Genomic DNA, 17,223 nt, shown 5'->3' with positions numbered 1-17,223 from the left:
CTAATAATTGGTTATCGACTGATAGCATGTTGCCATGCGATAACTTGCATCGAATGATAACTTTGTATACAACGATAACTTAGTATCTATCGATAAACAGCTTTTATATTCTATCATACAGATATTAGTTATGCAAGTATTTTTTCTATCTATTCTATAGCATAAATAAGCAAGAAATACCACTATCAGCGCCTGTTTTTATTTATTGTTTAGGATAAAATACAATCTAAAATTTCTTTTTAGGATTATTTTTTACTTGGATTTAAAGATATATTTGTCAAGACTCGCTCGCGAGTCTTGCGCGCCGGATTCGGATCTGCTTCAGCAGACAAATTCCTGTCCGAATCCGTGCGCATCCTCGCGGAGCTTTTAACTCAGTCGGAGCTTGTACTCCGACTGAGTTAAACGTATCTTTCTTTAATAACTCTATTAATAAAGTCTGCGTTATTTCTAGTCTTAGTAAATAGGTCAATAACTCTTTCAGCGGATTCCTCTGCTCTGCTGCCATTTAAGCCCTTACGCATAATATTAACTGCCTCAAGCTCATCATTATCAAGCAATAAATCCTCACGTCTTGTACTAGACTTAATAACGTCGATGGCTGGGAAAATTCTTCTTTCAGATAACTTTCTATCAAGGACTAATTCCATGTTACCTGTTCCCTTAAACTCTTCAAATACAACATCATCCATCTTGCTTCCTGTATCTACAAGGGCTGTTGCAAGAATTGTTAAGCTTCCGCCTTCTCTCATATTTCTAGCTGCACCAAAGAACTTCTTTGGCATATGAAGAGCGGCTGGGTCTAAACCACCTGATAAAGTACGGCCAGAGGCCTGTACTGTTAAGTTATAAGCTCTTGCAAGTCTTGTAATACTATCAAGTAAGATAATTACATCCTGCTTTTGCTCAACTAATCTCTTAGCTCTTTCAATAACCATTTCTGAAACTCTTCTATGATTATCTGGCTGTTCATCAAATGTAGAATAAATAACCTCTACATTATCACCAGCAATAGATTCCTTCATATCTGTAACTTCTTCTGGTCTTTCATCAATAAGTAGGATGATTAAGTGCATTTCTGGATTGTTTCTTACAACTGCCTTAGCAATCTGCTTTAAAAGTGTTGTCTTACCTGACTTAGGCTGAGAAACAATCATACCTCTCTGGCCCTTACCTATTGGGCTGATTAAATCTACCATTCTCATAGCTAATGAGCTTGAACCCTGCTCTAAATGGATTCTTTCATTAGGGAAAATTGGTGTTAATTTCTCAAAGGCAACTCTTTCCTGTGCTACGCTTGGATCTAATCCATTAACTGAAATTAAATACTGTAGAGCCTTAAACTTATCAGTTGTTGACTTTAACTTACATGGACCAACAACAATATCACCTGTCTTTAAATTAAACTTTCTAATCTGAGTTGGTGATACATAAACATCGTCGTCACCTGGAAGGAAATTCTCACATCTAACAAAGCCGTATCCATCATTTAAAACTTCAAGGATACCATTAGCTAATGTTTCATCTGCTTCTAATTTAATATCTGTATTAACTACAGCCTTATTATGATTGTCATATCTTTGTGTGTTGTCTTGTCTTTGATTGTCATATCTTGTTGTATTGTCTTGTCTTTGACTGTCATATCTTGTTGTATTATCTTGTCTTTGATTATCGTATCTAGAATAATTGTCCTGTCTTTGATTGTCATATCTTGTTGTATTATCTTGTCTTTGGTTATCGTATCTCGTTGTATTATCTTGTCTTTGATTATCGTATTTAGAATAATTGTCCTGTCTTTGATTGTCGTATTGTGGACTCTTATAATAACTCTTTCTTGGACTTCTTTGAGCATCCTTTGCAACATATCTTGTAATGTGCTTTTCTTCCTTAGCTACAGGCTTACTTTCTGCTTCCTGTGCCGGCGTAATATACCTTTCGTAGCGCTCGTAACGCTGCTGCTGTGTTTCATTTTTCAAAAGATCTGTAACTGCATCTCCATCGTAATCTTCTGTACTTGTGGAAATGTCTTCGCCTTCAGTTTTTGTTTCGCTTTCCGTAACCACTGTCTTAGACTTTCTAGTTTTTTTAACTCCATCGTAGTTTGAAACTAGATCCTCCACTCTTGAATCTGACTGTGCAGTTTCCGTTAAAATATCAACTAAGGCACCTTTTTTTAATGTAGATACATTTTTTATTCCTAAATCCTTAGCGATCTGTTTTAAGGAAACCAAAGAAAGTTCTTCTAACTTTTCTTTCACCATAAAACCTCTCTTTCGATTGAAAATTTATAATAATAAAGGCAAAAATGCCAATTCACCCTATAACTTACAAAGTTCTTTAATTAGCTCTAGTTTGGGAAAATAAATGAATTTTTTGCTTTGATTAATGTTCGAAATATAAGAAACCATTCGAACTCCTATGTAAAAACTATCAACTTGATTATAAAACATAGTTTCCAAAAATAAAAGCCCTTTTTCTTTTTCTTTTTTTAATTTTACAAATGTGCTATGATAAAACTTGTGTGAACTCACTATTTATCCGTTTTCACACTATGTAGTATTTAAGAAAGGTTTGGTATTAATTATGACAAATGCCCAGAAAGCCCTACAGCTTCACGAAGAATGGAATGGTAAGTTTGAAACTACTCCAAAAATGAAAATCGCAACTAGAGAAGACTTAAGTCTTGCCTACACTCCAGGTGTTGCAGAGCCTTGCAAGGTTATTGCTAAGGATAAGGAGGCAGCTTACAAATATACAATCAAGTCTAATACTATCGCTGTTGTTTCAGATGGTAGCGCAGTTCTTGGATTAGGAAATATCGGTGCTCATGCAGCTATGCCTGTTATGGAAGGTAAGGCTGTATTATTTAAGGAATTTGGTGGAGTTAATGCTGTGCCTATTTGCTTAGATACACAGGACACTGAAGAAATCATTAAGACAGTTGTTAATATTGCTCCAGCATTTGGTGGTATCAACTTAGAGGATATCGCTGCTCCTAGATGTTTCGAGGTTGAAACTCGTTTAAAGGAATTACTTGATATTCCAGTATTCCACGATGATCAGCACGGAACAGCTATCGTAGTTTTAGCTGGTATCATTAACGGTCTTAAAGTTACTAATAAGAAGAAGGAAGATGTTAAGGTTGTAGTTAATGGCGCTGGTTCCGCTGGTGTTGCTATTACTAAGCTTTTACTTACTTATGGTTTTAAAAATGTCACAATGTGCGATAAGTCTGGTATCCTTTCAAAGGCTTCAAAGGACCTTAACTGGATGCAGGAATCAATGATGGAGGTTACAAACCTTGAAGGTAAGACAGGTAGCCTTGCTGATGCCTTAGTTGGTGCTGATGTATTTGTTGGTGTATCTGCTCCTAATATCGTTACAGCTGACATGGTTAAGACTATGAATAAGGATTCTATCCTCTTTGCTATGGCTAATCCTACACCAGAGATTATGCCAGATGTTGCTAAGGCTGCTGGTGCTAGAGTTGTTGGAACAGGACGTTCTGATTTCCCTAACCAGGTAAATAACGTTATTGCCTTCCCTGGTATCTTTAAGGGTGCCCTTGAAGGAAGAGCAAGCCAGATTACTGAAGAAATGAAGCTTGCTGCTGCTACAGCTATTGCAGATCTTGTTTCAGACGAAGAATTATCTGATGTTAACATTTTACCAGAAGCTTTCGACCCACGAGTTGCTGATGTTGTAGCTAAGGCTGTAAAGGATCATATTAAATAATGTTACCTCATTACTATTCACTTAATGAATATATAAAGAATACTTTCGGTGAGAAAATGTATCGCCTATCCCTAGACGGCGGCATGACCTGTCCAAACAGAGACGGTAAGCTAGATACTAGAGGTTGTATATTTTGTAGCCGTGGTGGTTCTGGAGATTTTGCTGCTACAGTCTCTATCGTTAAAACGATAGAGGCTGGCACAGACTCCAGTGATGGCATGACTTTAAGACAGAGACGCATTTTAGAAAATATTGATAAAAGTATTGAGCTTGCAAAGGAAAAAGTTCAGAATAAATATAAAGGAAATTCTTATATTGCATACTTTCAATCCTTTACAAACACTTATGCAAGTGCTAGTTATCTTGATAAGCTTTTTAAAAATGTAATTAATAGGGAAGAAATCAAGATACTTGATATTGCTACAAGACCGGATTGTCTTGATAGCGACGTCTTAGAAGTCATTGATAGTTGTAATAAAATTAAACCAGTTTGGATTGAGCTTGGACTTCAAAGCATTCATGAGAAAACTGCTAAATACATAAGACGAGGCTATGAACTTGATTGCTTTACAGACGCTGTAAAGAAGCTAAATGCCTTAAAGGTGCCAATTATAGTTCATGTAATTATTGGTCTTCCAGGGGAGACTAAGGAAGATATTTTAGAGACAGTAAGATTCTTGTCAAAACAGCCTATTCAAGGTATAAAGCTACAGCTCCTTCACGTATTAAAGGGCACTGATCTTTATGACGACTACAAAGCTACAGGCTTTAAGATATTAACTATGGAGGAATATTTTGACATATTAGGGGAAGCCCTAAGAATTCTTCCAAAGGACATGGTTATTCACCGCCTAACAGGTGATGGCCCAAAGAGCCTTTTAGTAGAGCCACAATGGACTGCTAACAAGAAACTTGTTCTTAATTCTATGAATAAATATTTCATGGATAAATGTATAATTCAGGGGGAAGATTTTGATAAATATTGACTAATTTAGCTAAAATTAGGCATATTTACCTTTTAGATATTGTCAATTAGCCAAAGTTAGTATATTATTTATCAGTATGGCATTTTATGCAATTTAAAGAGATGGGGAAAAATTTATGGAAGGCAATGCGACAACACTTTACAAGTTAATGATTCTTTACATGCTAAGCAAGGTTAATTTTCCATTGACTAATAGTCAAATGTCAACCTTTATGTTAGAGAAGCAATATACTGATTATTTCACTTTTCAGGAAACAATTAATTCATTAGTTGCAGATTCCTTTATTAAGAGATCAAATTATCAGAATAATACACAATACCAACTTACTAAAGACGGAGTTGATACTATTGCATTTTTTTATACTAAGATATCTAGTAGCATTAGAGAAGAAATCGATGAATATTTAATTACTAACAAATACAATTTAAAGAACGAATCAGGTACAACATCGGATTATTACAGAACAACAGACGGAACTTATATGACAGACTGCAAGGTTAAGGAAGGTAACATTAACATCATCGAACTTTCCCTCAACGTTCCACTTGAGGAACAGGCAGAAACAATTTGTGCGAAATGGCGTGAGAACAGCCAGGAAATCTATGAATTCATCATTAACAAACTTATGTAGTTAATGCAAAATAAAGGCTTACAAATATTAAATCTAAGTTTAATATTTGTAAGCCTTCTTTTTTATTTCAGTAATATCAGTAATATAAGCAAAATCAGTAATTTTACTTTATTAGTCTTCGCTGCCTGACCCAGTAGTTTCTTCTACTTCTGCAATCTTACTATTTTTTGTTTCATCAACCATCTCATCAATAGTCTCATCAACTGCTTCATCCTCTAAGACATAAGAATCCACATACTTCCAAAGCTCTTCAAGTCCCTGCTTTGTCTCTGATGAAAATGGAATTAATACATCTTCTTTTCTAAGACCTAGTCCATTTCTTACAGTCTTAACCTGCTTTTGAACCTGACTTCTTTTGATCTTATCAAGCTTTGTAGCAACAATTATCGGTCTAAATCCATTTTCAACAATCCAATCATACATCATCTTGTCATTAGCTGATGGGTCATGTCTTATATCAATAAGAAGGAAAACCTGCTTAAGCTGCTTTGAAGTTCTAAGATATTTCTCAATCATCTTGCCCCACTTAGCCTTAACAGATTCGGAAACCTTAGCGTATCCATAACCTGGCAAATCCACTAAATACATGAGCTCATTGATATTATAGAAATTAATTGTCTGTGTCTTACCTGGCTGAGAAGATGTTCTAGCATAGGACTTTCTTCTCATTAAGGCATTAATAAGTGAAGATTTACCAACATTTGACTTACCTGCAAATGCTACCTCAGGTAGCGTAGTCTCTGGAATCTTACTTGTAACACCGATTACAATCTCTAAATTTACATTCTTAATAACCATATTAACCTCTTCTAACTAGTAAGATACTAACTTAAATACCCCTTAAAAATCATCTTTTAAATCATCTTAAATATCTAAGCTGTTATCTAACACTTCTAACATATTCTTAACATAGACAATTTCCATGCCTTCAAGGATTTCCTCATCGAACTCTTCAATGTCCTTCTCGTTATCAATTGGCACTAAAACCTTAGTTATCTTAGCTGCCTTAGCTGCAAGAAGCTTCTCCTTTAAGCCACCAATTGCAAGAACCTTACCTCTAAGAGTAATCTCTCCTGTCATGGCAAGATTTGCAAAAACCTTAATACCTGTAACCGCAGATAAAATACCTGTAGCAAGAGTTACACCTGCCGATGGGCCATCCTTTGGTGTGGCACCTTCTGGAATATGAATATGTATATTATGCTTTTCAAAGAAATCGATGTCAACCTTATATTTGCCCTTCTCTGTAATGCTTCGCACGTAAGATAGCGCAATCATAGCAGATTCCTTCATTACATCGCCCATACTACCTGTAAGCTTTAACTCGCCCTTACCTGGCATTGTATTAACCTCGATTTCGAGAGTATCGCCGCCAACTGCAGTCCATGCAAGTCCTCTTACAATTCCAATATCAGAGTTTTTGTTCTTAACTTCTCTTCTATATTTTTCCTTGCCAAGGAACTCCTCAAGGTTCTTATCTGTAACCCTGATAACTTCCTTTACATCCTTGTTTCTTGTTCCGTCTTCTAAAAATGCACCTAGCTCGTAAAGCTTCTTTACTGCCTTTCTGCATACCTTACTTATCTGACGTTCTAGATTTCTTACACCAGCTTCTCTTGTATAGCTAGTAATAATCTTATTTATAGCCTTATCTGTAAACTTAACATCCTTTTGCATAAGACCATTTTTCTTAATCTGTTTCTTAATCAAATGTTCCTTTGCAATATGAAGTTTTTCATTCTCAGTATAGCTGTTTACTTCGATTATCTCCATTCTGTCGAGTAAAGGTCTAGAAATACCTGATAAATCGTTTGCAGTTGCGATAAATAGTACATTTGAAAGGTCTACAGGCATCTCAATATAGTGATCTAAGAAATGAGTATTTTGCTCACTATCTAAAACCTCTAAAAGAGCTGACTGAGTATCACCCTTGTAATCTGAACTCATCTTATCAATTTCATCAAGAAGCATAAGTGGATTATTGCTACCGGCACTTACCAAAGCATCAATAATACGACCTGGCATAGCACCAATATAAGTCTTTCTATGTCCTCTAATTTCAGCCTCATCTCTAACACCGCCAAGGCAAATTCTTACATAGTTCTTATTAAGAGCTCTAGCTACACTTCTTGCAATAGATGTCTTACCTGTTCCTGGAGGGCCTACAAGACAAATTATTGGAGCATCAGACCTAGTTGTAATATTTCTTACAGCTAAGCTCTCTAAAACTCTCTCCTTAATTTCCTTCATGCCGTAATGGTCTTCATCTAAAATATCCCTTGCATTGAAAATGTCCTTATTATCCACTGTTTGTACGTTCCATGGAAGTTCCAAACAATTTTCAATATAAGTTCTTTGCACATTAGCTTCTGAAGAGCTGCCCTGAACTTCCTTTAATCGTCTAAGCTCTTTAAAAAGCTTTTCCTTAACGTAATCAGCTGCATCAAGCGCCTCAATTTTTTGCTTAAAGTCGTCAATTTCAGAAACAAGCTTTCCATCTAGCTCCTCATTTAGGACTCCAATCTGCTCCCTTAAAATGTATTCACGCTGGTTCTTATCCACTCTATTCTTAACTTTAATTGCAAGCTCTTCTCTAATAGCAAAAGCCTCGCAATCCTCAAGCATAGTCTTAGCTAGAAGCTCATACATCTCATTGATATCTGTAACTTCAAGAAATACCTGTCTTTGAGTATAGTCCATTGGATAATCTTTTAAAATCGCTTCCATTAACTTGTTTGCATCCTTAATTGCAAGCCAATCGCTTAAAAGGTCGCGACTCATTTTCAAATCAGCAATTGCATAGCGCTTTATAAGTTCATGTAGCGCCATTACCATAGCCTTATTAGTTACTTCATCTGGCTTAGAAAAATGTGACACAAAAGGAGCTACATTTGCCAAACAATAATCCCCTCTATCCTCAATATCACATAGTTCAGCCTTTAGTTGTCCTTCTACCTGAATTCGTAAAATCTTGTTAGGTAGCTTTACAACCTGCTTTATCTTAGCAATACAGCCAACTTTATATAAATCATCTATGTCAGGATCAACAACTTCATGGTCAATCTGTGTTACCAAAAAGATTGTCTGATTCTGACCCATTGATTTGTTAGTAGCCATAATTGATTTTTTCCTACTTATATCTATCTGCATAGTCATACCTGGTAATACGGTTAAATTTCTTAATGGTATGAACGGTAAATTAACATTTTTCATACTTTCCTGCCCATTTAAAAATTAAATTATAATTTCATTTCTTTATTATTATAAAAGTAGTGATTGACAGATAGACTCTGCCAATCACTATTAATCACTTACTGTGCTTTTTTTGAAACCTGTTCTGTTCTGTATTCAATTAAAGGCTTCGATGTGCCCTCAACTGCTTCCTTAGTGATGATGCACTTTGAAATTGTATCATCTGAAGGAATCTCATACATAATCTCGTTCATAACTGATTCTAGGATAGAACGAAGTCCTCTAGCTCCAGTCTTTCTCTCGAAACTCTTATGAGCGATTTCTCTAACAGCATCTTCTCTAAATTCAAGTTCAACCTCATCAAGGTTAAATAAAGCCTGATACTGCTTAATAATAGCATTCTTTGGTTCCTGTAAGATTCTTACTAAAGCATCTTCATCAAGGGAATCAAGTGCTACTACAACTGGTACTCTACCTACAAATTCAGGAATAAGACCAAACTTAATTAAATCCTGAGGTAATACCTTATGGAACATCTCACCAACTGTCTCTTCTGACTTCTCATGAAGCTCAGAGTTAAATCCGATTGAGCTCTGGTCCATTCTTGATTCGACGATCTTTTCAAGACCGTCAAAAGCACCACCACAAATAAACAAAATATTAGTTGTGTTAATAGGAATTAATTCCTGCTGTGGATGCTTACGTCCACCCTGAGGTGGTACTGAAGCGTCTGTACCCTCTAAAATCTTAAGAAGTGCCTGCTGTACACCTTCACCTGAGACATCTCTTGTAATAGATACATTCTCCGACTTCTTAGTAATCTTATCAATTTCATCGATGTAGATAATTCCGTACTGAGCCTTATCTACATCATAGTCTGCAGCCTGGATAAGCTTAAGTAAAATGTTCTCAACGTCCTCACCAACGTAACCAGCTTCTGTAAGTGTTGTAGCATCTGCAATTGCAAATGGAACATTTAGAAGTCTAGCTAAGTTTTGAGCAAGGAAAGTTTTACCAGAACCTGTAGGTCCAAGCATGAGAATGTTACTCTTCTGAAGCTCTACATCTAGGTCTCTTCCTGACATAATTCTCTTGTAATGATTGTAAACAGCAACTGCTAAAACCTTCTTAGCTTCTTCCTGGCCGATTACATATTCATCGAGGAATTCCTTGATTTCCTTTGGCTTAAGTAAGTTGATATTAAATCCATCAACGGCATCAAGCTCGCTAGCATCAAACTCCTCATCAAGAATGTCACTGCAGATTCCTACGCACTCATCACAAATGTAAGCGCCATTAGGTCCAGCAATAAGCTTCTTTACCTGATCCTGTGTCTTATTACAAAAGGAGCATCTAAGCTTACCACCATCATCTGTTGTTCTTCCTGCCATATTGTACTCTCCTATTTTATTTATTAGTTTCTCTTATCAACTACACTATCAATAAGTCCATAAGCAAGGGCTTCCTGTGCTGACATGTAGTTGTCACGTTCTGTATCTCTAGCGATTTCTTCTACAGACTTACCTGTATTAGCAGCTAAAATTTCATTTAACTTGTTACGTGTCTTTAAAATGTTCTCAGCTACGATTCTGATTTCAGTTTCCTGACCTCTTGCACCGCCTGAAGGCTGGTGAATCATGATTTCTGAGTTTGGAAGAGCAAGTCTCTTACCCTTTGTACCGCCTGATAAAAGGAAGGCACCCATACTTGCTGCAAGACCAATACAGATTGTTGAAACGTCACACTTAATATACTGCATTGTATCATAGATAGCAAAACCTGCTGAAACTGAGCCACCTGGGCTGTTGATATAGAAATGAATATCCTTACTTGGATCTTCTGCCTCTAAGAAAAGCATCTGTGCTACAACTAAGTTAGCAGATACGTCTGTAACTTCTTCTCCTAAAAATACAATTCTATCTTTTAATAATCTTGAGTAGATATCGTATGATCTCTCTCCTCTACTATTCTGTTCAATGACATATGGTACGAAACTCATTATTTCCTCCTTTAAACGCCCTCATTAGCGTTATTTATTTATTTGATATAATCAACTACTTACTAAATTATACAACAATTAGAGCTAACTATCCATAAATTTTAAATAAAAATAAGCACTAATTTTTATCTTTTTATAAAAATTAGTGCTTATTACCTATTCATTTACAAACTAAATAAATTTACTAATTATCTTGGTTATCTTTCAAGAAATAATTACTTTTCAACAGTTGAAGAAACGATTAATTCAACAGCCTTAGTAACTGCTAAATCTTCCTTAATCTGCTGTGTTTCGTAATCACCCATGATATCCTTAATCTGAGCTACATCCATACCATACTGGCTAGCCATCTTCTCTAACTCAGCCTGGAATTCTTCTTCTGTAGCTTCGATGTTCTCAGCCTTAACAACAGCTTCAAGAACTAATCTAGACTTAATTCTCTTTAATGCTTCTGGCTTCATTTCATCTACTAAGCTATCAGCTGTAGCACCTGTGTACTGGAAGTACTGATCAAGTGAAAGACCCTGAGCCTGTAATCTCTGAGCGAAATCCTGAGCCATTCTGTTAACCTGTGTTTCAACCATAGCTTCTGGAATATCCATCTTAGAATCTTCGATTAACTTAGCGATAGCTTCATCTTCCTTAACAGCCTTAGCCTGGTTTTCCTTACGCTCTGTGATCTTCTTCTTTAAATCATCCTTATATTCAGCAAGTGTATCGAAATCAGATACATCCTGTGCAAAATCATCATCTAATTCTGGAAGCTGCTTTTCCTTGATTTCATTGATCTTAACCTTGAATGTAGCAGCCTTACCCTTTAAGTTTTCAGCATGGTATTCTTCTGGGAATGTAACGTTAACGTCCTTCTCATCACCTACGTTCATACCAATAAGCTGTTCTTCGAAGTTATCGATAAATGAATGTGAACCGATTGTAAGTGAGTAGTTCTCACCCTTTCCACCTTCAAAAGCTTCTCCATCTACAAAACCTTCAAAATCGATTACAGTCTGATCGCCGTCCTTAACTGCTCTATCTTCAACAGATACGATTCTTGCGTTCTGGTCCTGTACTCTCTTTAATTCTTCTTCAACATCAGCATCTGTAGCTTCTACTTCTGTCTTAGAAACTTCGATACCCTTATATGTACCTAATTCAACTTCAGGCTTTAAAGCAACTGTAGCTGTAAATACAAATGGCTTACCAGCTTCAAGCTGTGTAACGTCAATCTTAGGCTGAGAAACGATCTCTAAACCTGATTCATCAGCAGCCTTAGCGTATGCATCAGGAATAATTTCATTAGCAGCATCCTCAAAGAATACTTCCTTGCCATACATCTTCTCAACCATTGCTCTTGGAGCTTTACCCTTTCTGAAACCAGGAAGGCTAATCTTGTTCTTATTCTTATTATAAGCTGTGTTAAGAGCAGCTTCGAATTCCTCAGAAGTTGACTCAATAACAAGCTTTACCATGTTTTTCTCTTCTAAATTTTCAACTGTAAAACTCATTTTAATAAAATCCTCCTTAAATTAGGTCACTTCTAGACCTTAAAAGTGCATACTATGGGATTATAGCATACTTATTTTAATATTACCAGTAAAATTTATTTTAAATTATTCCAGATTTGATTTCCTCTGCTAAACCGCTATTAGCTTGTGCTTTCGCTAACATTTTCATCAACTGTAGTAGCCGAGGTTGGCAAGTATCTACCGTAGTAATTAAAGCAGTCAAAAATTGGCTTATATCTACCACTTCCGTAGGCTGTAACACAAATATAAATGTTGCCATCCTTTGAAGCATAACTTACTAAGCAATTTCTTGCTGTATCAGTATAACCTGTCTTTCCGCCTAAAATCTGAACACCAGTAACTTCAGTACCATACATTCTTGTCCACATAGTACTTCTTATATAATAACCTTCAGGAACCCTGTTAGTTCCTGCTGTGGTATAGGTTTCTGTTCCAAGAATTTCTCTAGCAGTCTCATTCTTAATTACATAAGACATTATAATAGCCATCTCCTGACAAGTGGTGTAATGTCCATCCTCTGAGACTCCCCAAGTATTCATAAAATGTGTATTCTTAAGACCTAATTCGCTAGCCTTTTCATTCATCATGTCCACAAAGTTTTCAGTGGAACCTGCCGTTGCAATAGCAAGGCCCTCTGCACAATCAGCACCGGATGTTAATATAAGGCCGTAAAGCAAGTCCTTAATTGTTGCTGTCTCGCCACCTTCATAGCCAACTCTTGATGCGCCATCTTGAACTAGCGGTCTTAAAATCGCATCATCAAAGGTATAAGTTGTATTATCAATATCATCGATATTCTCTAATACAATAATAAGTGTCATAACCTTTGTCATAGAGGCTGGTTCAATAATAGAATCTGCAAGTCTACCAGCAATAATCTCATTATTAGTCACATCTAAAATAGCACCATAAGCACTATCTATATCTTCATCTGTTACTTCTACATAATTAGCTGAAATATTAGCGTATGGATAAATCTCTTTTATCTCTTCTTCCACTGCAGTTTCATCTGCAACAAGTTCTTCTTGCCCTTTATCGCTTTCTAATCCTCTTACTTCACTACCCCCGCCTTTAATGGCGACAAACGTAATGCCAGCTGTTATAATTCCGAGTATTAAAACTAGCAAAAATTTCTGTCTTCGGAGCTGTCTAGCTCTTTTTCTTTTTATAGCAGCAATGACTTTCTCACGCTTTTTAACGGATAATCTAGCAAGCTCAAGCTCATCATCTAAATTATACTCGTCCATCTAAATTACCTTTCATACTGAATCTTTTTAGCTAATTCATTAGCTGTATTAACATCTATTAAAAGCTTTACAAGCTCAAGTCCTAAATCAATAGATGTTCCCATGCCTCTTGAAGTTGTAATATTGCCGTCAGTGACAACATTTACACTATCATTAAGGCAAATTGCACCCCCTAAGCTATCTTCATAGCCAGGGAAACAAACTGCCTTCTTACCCTCTAAGAAACCTAACTTGCCAAATACGCTAGGAGCCGCACAAATAGCAGCTAAACGGCCACCATTCTCGTAGTGTTCCTTTAAAAGGTTAAGTAAAACCTTTCGGTCAAAATAATTCTTAGTTCCAGGGCCGCCCGGTAAGAATAATAACTCAGTACCGTCAAACTCATAGCTACCAAATAAATAGTCAGCCACGATTGTAACGCCCTGAGCACTTACAACTTCCTTCTTAGCAGTAATAGAAATTGTATCAACCTCTATTCCAGCTCTTCTTAATATATCAACGACAGCTAGGCATTCTACTGTCTCAAAATTATCTGTTAAAAATGCACATACCTTCATAGTTATCTCCTCCTTGATGTAATTTACACCTATACTAGAATACCATTTTTAAGTATTTTTCTCAATAAAATACGCGAATATTCACGAAAAAGAGGTCATGAAATTTACATCTCATAACCTCTTTTCCACACACATATCTAATTTTTCCTTGTCCCCTAAATAAGTTCAACCTTTTATATAAATTTAATCTCTTAAAATGTCCTTATCAATAATGATTTCATTGCCATCCTTGTTAGAATAAATAATTCTACCATTAACAATTGTGTAAAGAACCTTGCCGTTTACCTTCTTACCCTCAAATGGTGTATTCTTGCCCTTTGATGCGAACATATTAGAGTCAATGACATAGCTTGCCTTTGGATCAATAATTGTAATATCAGCCACCTTACCAGCCTTTAAATTTCCTCTATCAAGACCAATAATCTTAGCTGGTCTAACGCTCATTCTATCCACCATCTGAACTGGTGTAAGTAAGCCCTTTTGTACAAGTTCAGTCATAACTAAACTAATTGAAGTCTCAAGCATTGAAAGACCAAATGGTGCCTCCACAAAGCCCTCTGCCTTCTCTGAATAGTGATGTGGCGAATGATCTGAAGCAATTGCATCGATAATTCCAAGTCTAAGACCCTTAATAAGCGCGTCTCTATCCTCTTTCTTTCTAAATGGAGGAGCGCTCTTATAATTTGCATCAGAGCCATCCACGTCATCCTCAGTTAATATTAAATGCTGTGGTGTAACTTCTGCTGTTACATTTAAACCTAAATCCTTAGCCTGCTTAACCATGTCCACGGCAGTCTTTGTTGATAAATGGCAAATGTGTAGCTTAGCCTTAGTATCTTTAGCAAGTAAAATGTCTCTAGCCACCATAGTTTCTTCAACTGCATCTAAAATGCCATAAAGTCCTAATTGCTTAGCTCTCTCCCCGGCATTCATAACACCTCTAGCCATAAGATTTCTATCTTCGCAATGAGCAAATACAGGAATATCAACCTCCGCAGCCTGCTTTAGTGCCTGTCTTGCAATTCTTGCATCCATAATAGAATTTCCATCCTCACAAACTGCCACAGCTCCTGCTTCCTTCATACCTGCAAAATCAGTAATATACTGGCCTTCATCACTTGCTGTAATAGCACCCACAGGGATTACATTTATATCTGTAACTTCCTTAGCCTTTTCAATAGCCTCTCTAATTCTCTCCTCACTATCCATGGCAGGTTTGGTCTTTGGCATTGTACAAACTGTTGTAAAGCCGCCTCTTGCAGCTGCTCTTGAACCGCTTCTTATTGTCTCCTTATGTTCATATCCTGGCTCGCGAAAATGTACTCGCAAATCGATAAATCCTGGGCAAACATAAAGTCCACTAGCGTCGATAATTGTGTCATCTTCCCCTGAAGCTAAAGCCTCATCAATATTGTTAGTTACTTGGCTAACGATTCCATTGTCGACTAAAATATCAATTTGGTCGTCAATCTTATTTGCCGGATCAATTAACCTACCATTCTTAATTAAAATCTTCATTTTTACCATCTCCCCCTCTTTATTCTAGTAATTTCTATTAGCATTTTTTTAATACACATTTAGCTTATCTTTTAATACACATTTAGCTTATCTTTTTAAGCTTAGATAAATTCTCCTTCTCGAAACTTATAGCATCTATTGGCTTTCCAAAATAAAATCCCTGAATATAATCTACTCCAAAATCCCTTAACATTATATATTGTTCCTCGGTCTCCACGCCCTCAGCTACAACTTTAGTTTTAAGAGTCTTAGAAAGATCCACAATAAGCTTAACAAATGCTCTTGAATACTCATCTTCTATTATGTCATCAATAAAGGTTTTATCAATCTTTATTATATCTAGCGGTAATCTCTTTATATAATTAAGAGATGAATAACCTGTGCCAAAATCATCGAGAGCTATCTTAATTCCAAGTCCCTTAAGGGCTTTTAAAATGGCTATAACCCTTTCCATATCATTTATTGCAAAGGATTCTGTAACCTCTACATAAATATTAGAAGGATCAACTTCTGTTCTCTCTATAATTTCCTTAATAGAATCCACTATATCAAATTGCATGAGCTGAACCACCGATAGGTTCACACTTACTCTAAAATCCTTAAAACCTCTATCATTCCAGTCCTTACACTGAATGCAAGCAGTTTCCATTACATACTCACCAATAGTTGTAATAAGACCTAAATATTCAGCCATAGGAATAAAATCGCCAGGATATAAAAATCCAAGAGACTTAGAATCCCAGCGAATAAGCGCTTCACAGGAAATGCATTCCTTTGTATTAGCATCCACTAAAGGCTGATAAAACAACACAAATTCATCTCTTCTTGTCTCTACTGCTTCTTTTATAAATTCCTCGTGTTTATTATATTTTCTTTTATCTTGGCGTTTGCTATCAGTTACATCAAGGGCTGTAGCAACAACTACAGATTTAGCATCAACCCATGCCATTTCCTTTAATCTAACCTCGAACCAACGTCCGTATTTTGAATAATATTTGACATTATTGTATTTAAAGCCTTCTTTAAGCTTTCCGTTATTCACTATAGCTTCATCGTAGGTCTCTCTAATAACTGTCTCAATAGCAATATCAGAACTTGCCTTTTCATTGGCAAATACAACTCTTCCAGATTCCACGTCCCTTACAATAATTCCTAACTCAATATTGCTAAGAACGTAGTCAAGAATCTTCTTTGCTGCCATATATTCGGCAGTCTCAGATTTCTTTCCCCTATCTCCCATATAAAACCTCTAAAGTATATATAATTTAAAATATTGCTTAAATTTATTATACCCCTTGAGTTATATTTTGAAAAGTGGATTTTGTATTTATTAGAATTGTATTTAAGGCTTTTCTTAGCTTTTCTGTAAACGTAAAAAAGCTTAGAGATAAATCTCTAAGCTTTAAGTTCTTGTTTATTCAAAACTGCACATTAAATATATTCATCCGCTTGATTATCCTTAAAGAATAACCCTCGTTTTGTTCAGTGATTTCTCACTCTCTATCCAAACCTTAACCTTTACTTGGTTAAGCCCTCGACCTATTAGTACAAATCAGCTCCACATGTCACCACGCTTCCACCTTTTGCCTATCAACCTCGTCGTCTTCAAGGGGTCTTACTACATTCGTATGGGATATCTCATCTTGAGGGGGGCTTCACGCTTAGATGCCTTCAGCGTTTATCCCGTCCCGACTTGGCTACTCGGCCATGCACTTGGTAATGCAACCGATACACCAGAGGTCAGTCCACCCCGGTCCTCTCGTACTAAGGGCAGCTCCTCTCAAATATCCTACGCCCACGCCGGATAGGGACCGAACTGTCTCACGACGTTC

13 protein-coding genes and 1 rRNA gene are annotated in these 17,223 nt (G+C 36.4%); 3 read left to right on the top strand and 11 right to left on the bottom strand.

Features of this window, described 5'->3' with window-relative positions:
• Positions 1–401: 401 nt before the first annotated feature.
• The gene (gene rho, locus G600_RS0112490) at positions 402–2,261 is read right to left on the bottom strand and encodes a transcription termination factor Rho (RefSeq protein ID WP_330362003.1); all 1,860 of its coding nucleotides are present in this window, start codon (positions 2,259–2,261) and stop codon (positions 402–404) included.
• Positions 2,262–2,583: 322 nt separating this feature from the next.
• On the opposite strand from rho, the gene G600_RS0112485 reads away from it, so the two are divergent.
• From G600_RS0112485 to G600_RS0112475, 3 genes are all read left to right on the top strand, one after another.
• The gene (locus G600_RS0112485) at positions 2,584–3,735 is read left to right on the top strand and encodes an NAD(P)-dependent malic enzyme (RefSeq protein ID WP_027432201.1); all 1,152 of its coding nucleotides are present in this window, start codon (positions 2,584–2,586) and stop codon (positions 3,733–3,735) included.
• Positions 3,735–4,721, top strand: coding sequence for a TIGR01212 family radical SAM protein (locus G600_RS0112480; RefSeq protein ID WP_027432200.1), 987 nt, complete (start codon positions 3,735–3,737; stop codon positions 4,719–4,721). The genes G600_RS0112485 and G600_RS0112480 overlap by 1 nt, the downstream gene beginning before the upstream one ends.
• Positions 4,722–4,836: 115 nt before the next feature.
• Positions 4,837–5,352, top strand: a complete 516-nt coding sequence (locus G600_RS0112475; RefSeq protein ID WP_027432199.1) for a DUF4364 family protein — start codon at positions 4,837–4,839, stop codon at positions 5,350–5,352.
• Between the two features lie 111 nt (positions 5,353–5,463).
• Here the strand turns inward: G600_RS0112475 and yihA are convergent, their stop codons facing one another.
• From yihA to G600_RS0112425, 10 genes are all read right to left on the bottom strand, one after another.
• On the bottom strand, positions 5,464–6,150 hold the full coding sequence (gene yihA / locus G600_RS14655; protein ID WP_081669493.1) for a ribosome biogenesis GTP-binding protein YihA/YsxC: 687 nt from the start codon (positions 6,148–6,150) through the stop codon (positions 5,464–5,466).
• Between the two features lie 66 nt (positions 6,151–6,216).
• On the bottom strand, positions 6,217–8,565 hold the full coding sequence (lon, locus tag G600_RS0112465; RefSeq protein ID WP_027432198.1) for an endopeptidase La: 2,349 nt from the start codon (positions 8,563–8,565) through the stop codon (positions 6,217–6,219).
• Positions 8,566–8,663: 98 nt separating this feature from the next.
• On the bottom strand, positions 8,664–9,935 hold the full coding sequence (gene clpX / locus G600_RS0112460; RefSeq protein WP_027432197.1) for an ATP-dependent Clp protease ATP-binding subunit ClpX: 1,272 nt from the start codon (positions 9,933–9,935) through the stop codon (positions 8,664–8,666).
• 23 nt (positions 9,936–9,958) lie between these two features.
• The gene (gene clpP, locus G600_RS0112455; RefSeq protein WP_027432196.1) at positions 9,959–10,543 is read right to left on the bottom strand and encodes an ATP-dependent Clp endopeptidase proteolytic subunit ClpP; all 585 of its coding nucleotides are present in this window, start codon (positions 10,541–10,543) and stop codon (positions 9,959–9,961) included.
• A gap of 215 nt (positions 10,544–10,758) precedes the next feature.
• The gene (gene tig, locus G600_RS0112450) at positions 10,759–12,048 is read right to left on the bottom strand and encodes a trigger factor (RefSeq protein ID WP_027432195.1); all 1,290 of its coding nucleotides are present in this window, start codon (positions 12,046–12,048) and stop codon (positions 10,759–10,761) included.
• 140 nt (positions 12,049–12,188) lie between these two features.
• Positions 12,189–13,316: a D-alanyl-D-alanine carboxypeptidase family protein gene (locus tag G600_RS14650; RefSeq protein ID WP_051195522.1), complete on the bottom strand. Its 1,128-nt coding sequence runs from the start codon at positions 13,314–13,316 to the stop codon at positions 12,189–12,191.
• 5 nt (positions 13,317–13,321) lie between these two features.
• On the bottom strand, positions 13,322–13,873 hold the full coding sequence (locus tag G600_RS0112440) for a DJ-1 family glyoxalase III (RefSeq protein WP_027432194.1): 552 nt from the start codon (positions 13,871–13,873) through the stop codon (positions 13,322–13,324).
• A gap of 183 nt (positions 13,874–14,056) precedes the next feature.
• On the bottom strand, positions 14,057–15,391 hold the full coding sequence (locus G600_RS14645; protein ID WP_034246492.1) for a dihydroorotase: 1,335 nt from the start codon (positions 15,389–15,391) through the stop codon (positions 14,057–14,059).
• 82 nt (positions 15,392–15,473) lie between these two features.
• Entirely contained in the window at positions 15,474–16,631 is a 1,158-nt protein-coding gene (locus G600_RS14640; RefSeq protein ID WP_051195521.1) for a putative bifunctional diguanylate cyclase/phosphodiesterase, read from the bottom strand.
• 282 nt (positions 16,632–16,913) lie between these two features.
• A 23S ribosomal RNA gene (locus G600_RS0112425) occupies positions 16,914–17,223 on the bottom strand; the annotation flags it as partial.

Source organism: Lachnospira multipara ATCC 19207, assembly GCF_000424105.1.
GTDB classification, from domain to species: domain Bacteria; phylum Bacillota; class Clostridia; order Lachnospirales; family Lachnospiraceae; genus Lachnospira; species Lachnospira multipara.
This window is presented reverse-complemented; position numbering and strand designations above follow the sequence as displayed.

Bases quoted from the DNA above. Each gene is read 5' to 3' on its own strand.
- rho (WP_330362003.1), bottom strand. From the start codon at position 2,261: ATGGTGAAAGAAAAGTTAGAAGAACTTTCTTTGGTTTCCTTAAAACAG.
- G600_RS0112485 (WP_027432201.1), top strand. From the start codon at position 2,584: ATGACAAATGCCCAGAAAGCCCTACAGCTTCACGAAGAATGGAATGGT.
- G600_RS0112480 (WP_027432200.1), top strand. From the start codon at position 3,735: ATGTTACCTCATTACTATTCACTTAATGAATATATAAAGAATACTTTC.
- G600_RS0112475 (WP_027432199.1), top strand. From the start codon at position 4,837: ATGGAAGGCAATGCGACAACACTTTACAAGTTAATGATTCTTTACATG.
- yihA (WP_081669493.1), bottom strand. From the start codon at position 6,150: ATGGTTATTAAGAATGTAAATTTAGAGATTGTAATCGGTGTTACAAGT.
- lon (WP_027432198.1), bottom strand. From the start codon at position 8,565: ATGAAAAATGTTAATTTACCGTTCATACCATTAAGAAATTTAACCGTA.
- clpX (WP_027432197.1), bottom strand. From the start codon at position 9,935: ATGGCAGGAAGAACAACAGATGATGGTGGTAAGCTTAGATGCTCCTTT.
- clpP (WP_027432196.1), bottom strand. From the start codon at position 10,543: ATGAGTTTCGTACCATATGTCATTGAACAGAATAGTAGAGGAGAGAGA.
- tig (WP_027432195.1), bottom strand. From the start codon at position 12,048: ATGAGTTTTACAGTTGAAAATTTAGAAGAGAAAAACATGGTAAAGCTT.
- G600_RS14650 (WP_051195522.1), bottom strand. From the start codon at position 13,316: ATGGACGAGTATAATTTAGATGATGAGCTTGAGCTTGCTAGATTATCC.
- G600_RS0112440 (WP_027432194.1), bottom strand. From the start codon at position 13,873: ATGAAGGTATGTGCATTTTTAACAGATAATTTTGAGACAGTAGAATGC.
- G600_RS14645 (WP_034246492.1), bottom strand. From the start codon at position 15,391: ATGAAGATTTTAATTAAGAATGGTAGGTTAATTGATCCGGCAAATAAG.
- G600_RS14640 (WP_051195521.1), bottom strand. From the start codon at position 16,631: ATGGGAGATAGGGGAAAGAAATCTGAGACTGCCGAATATATGGCAGCA.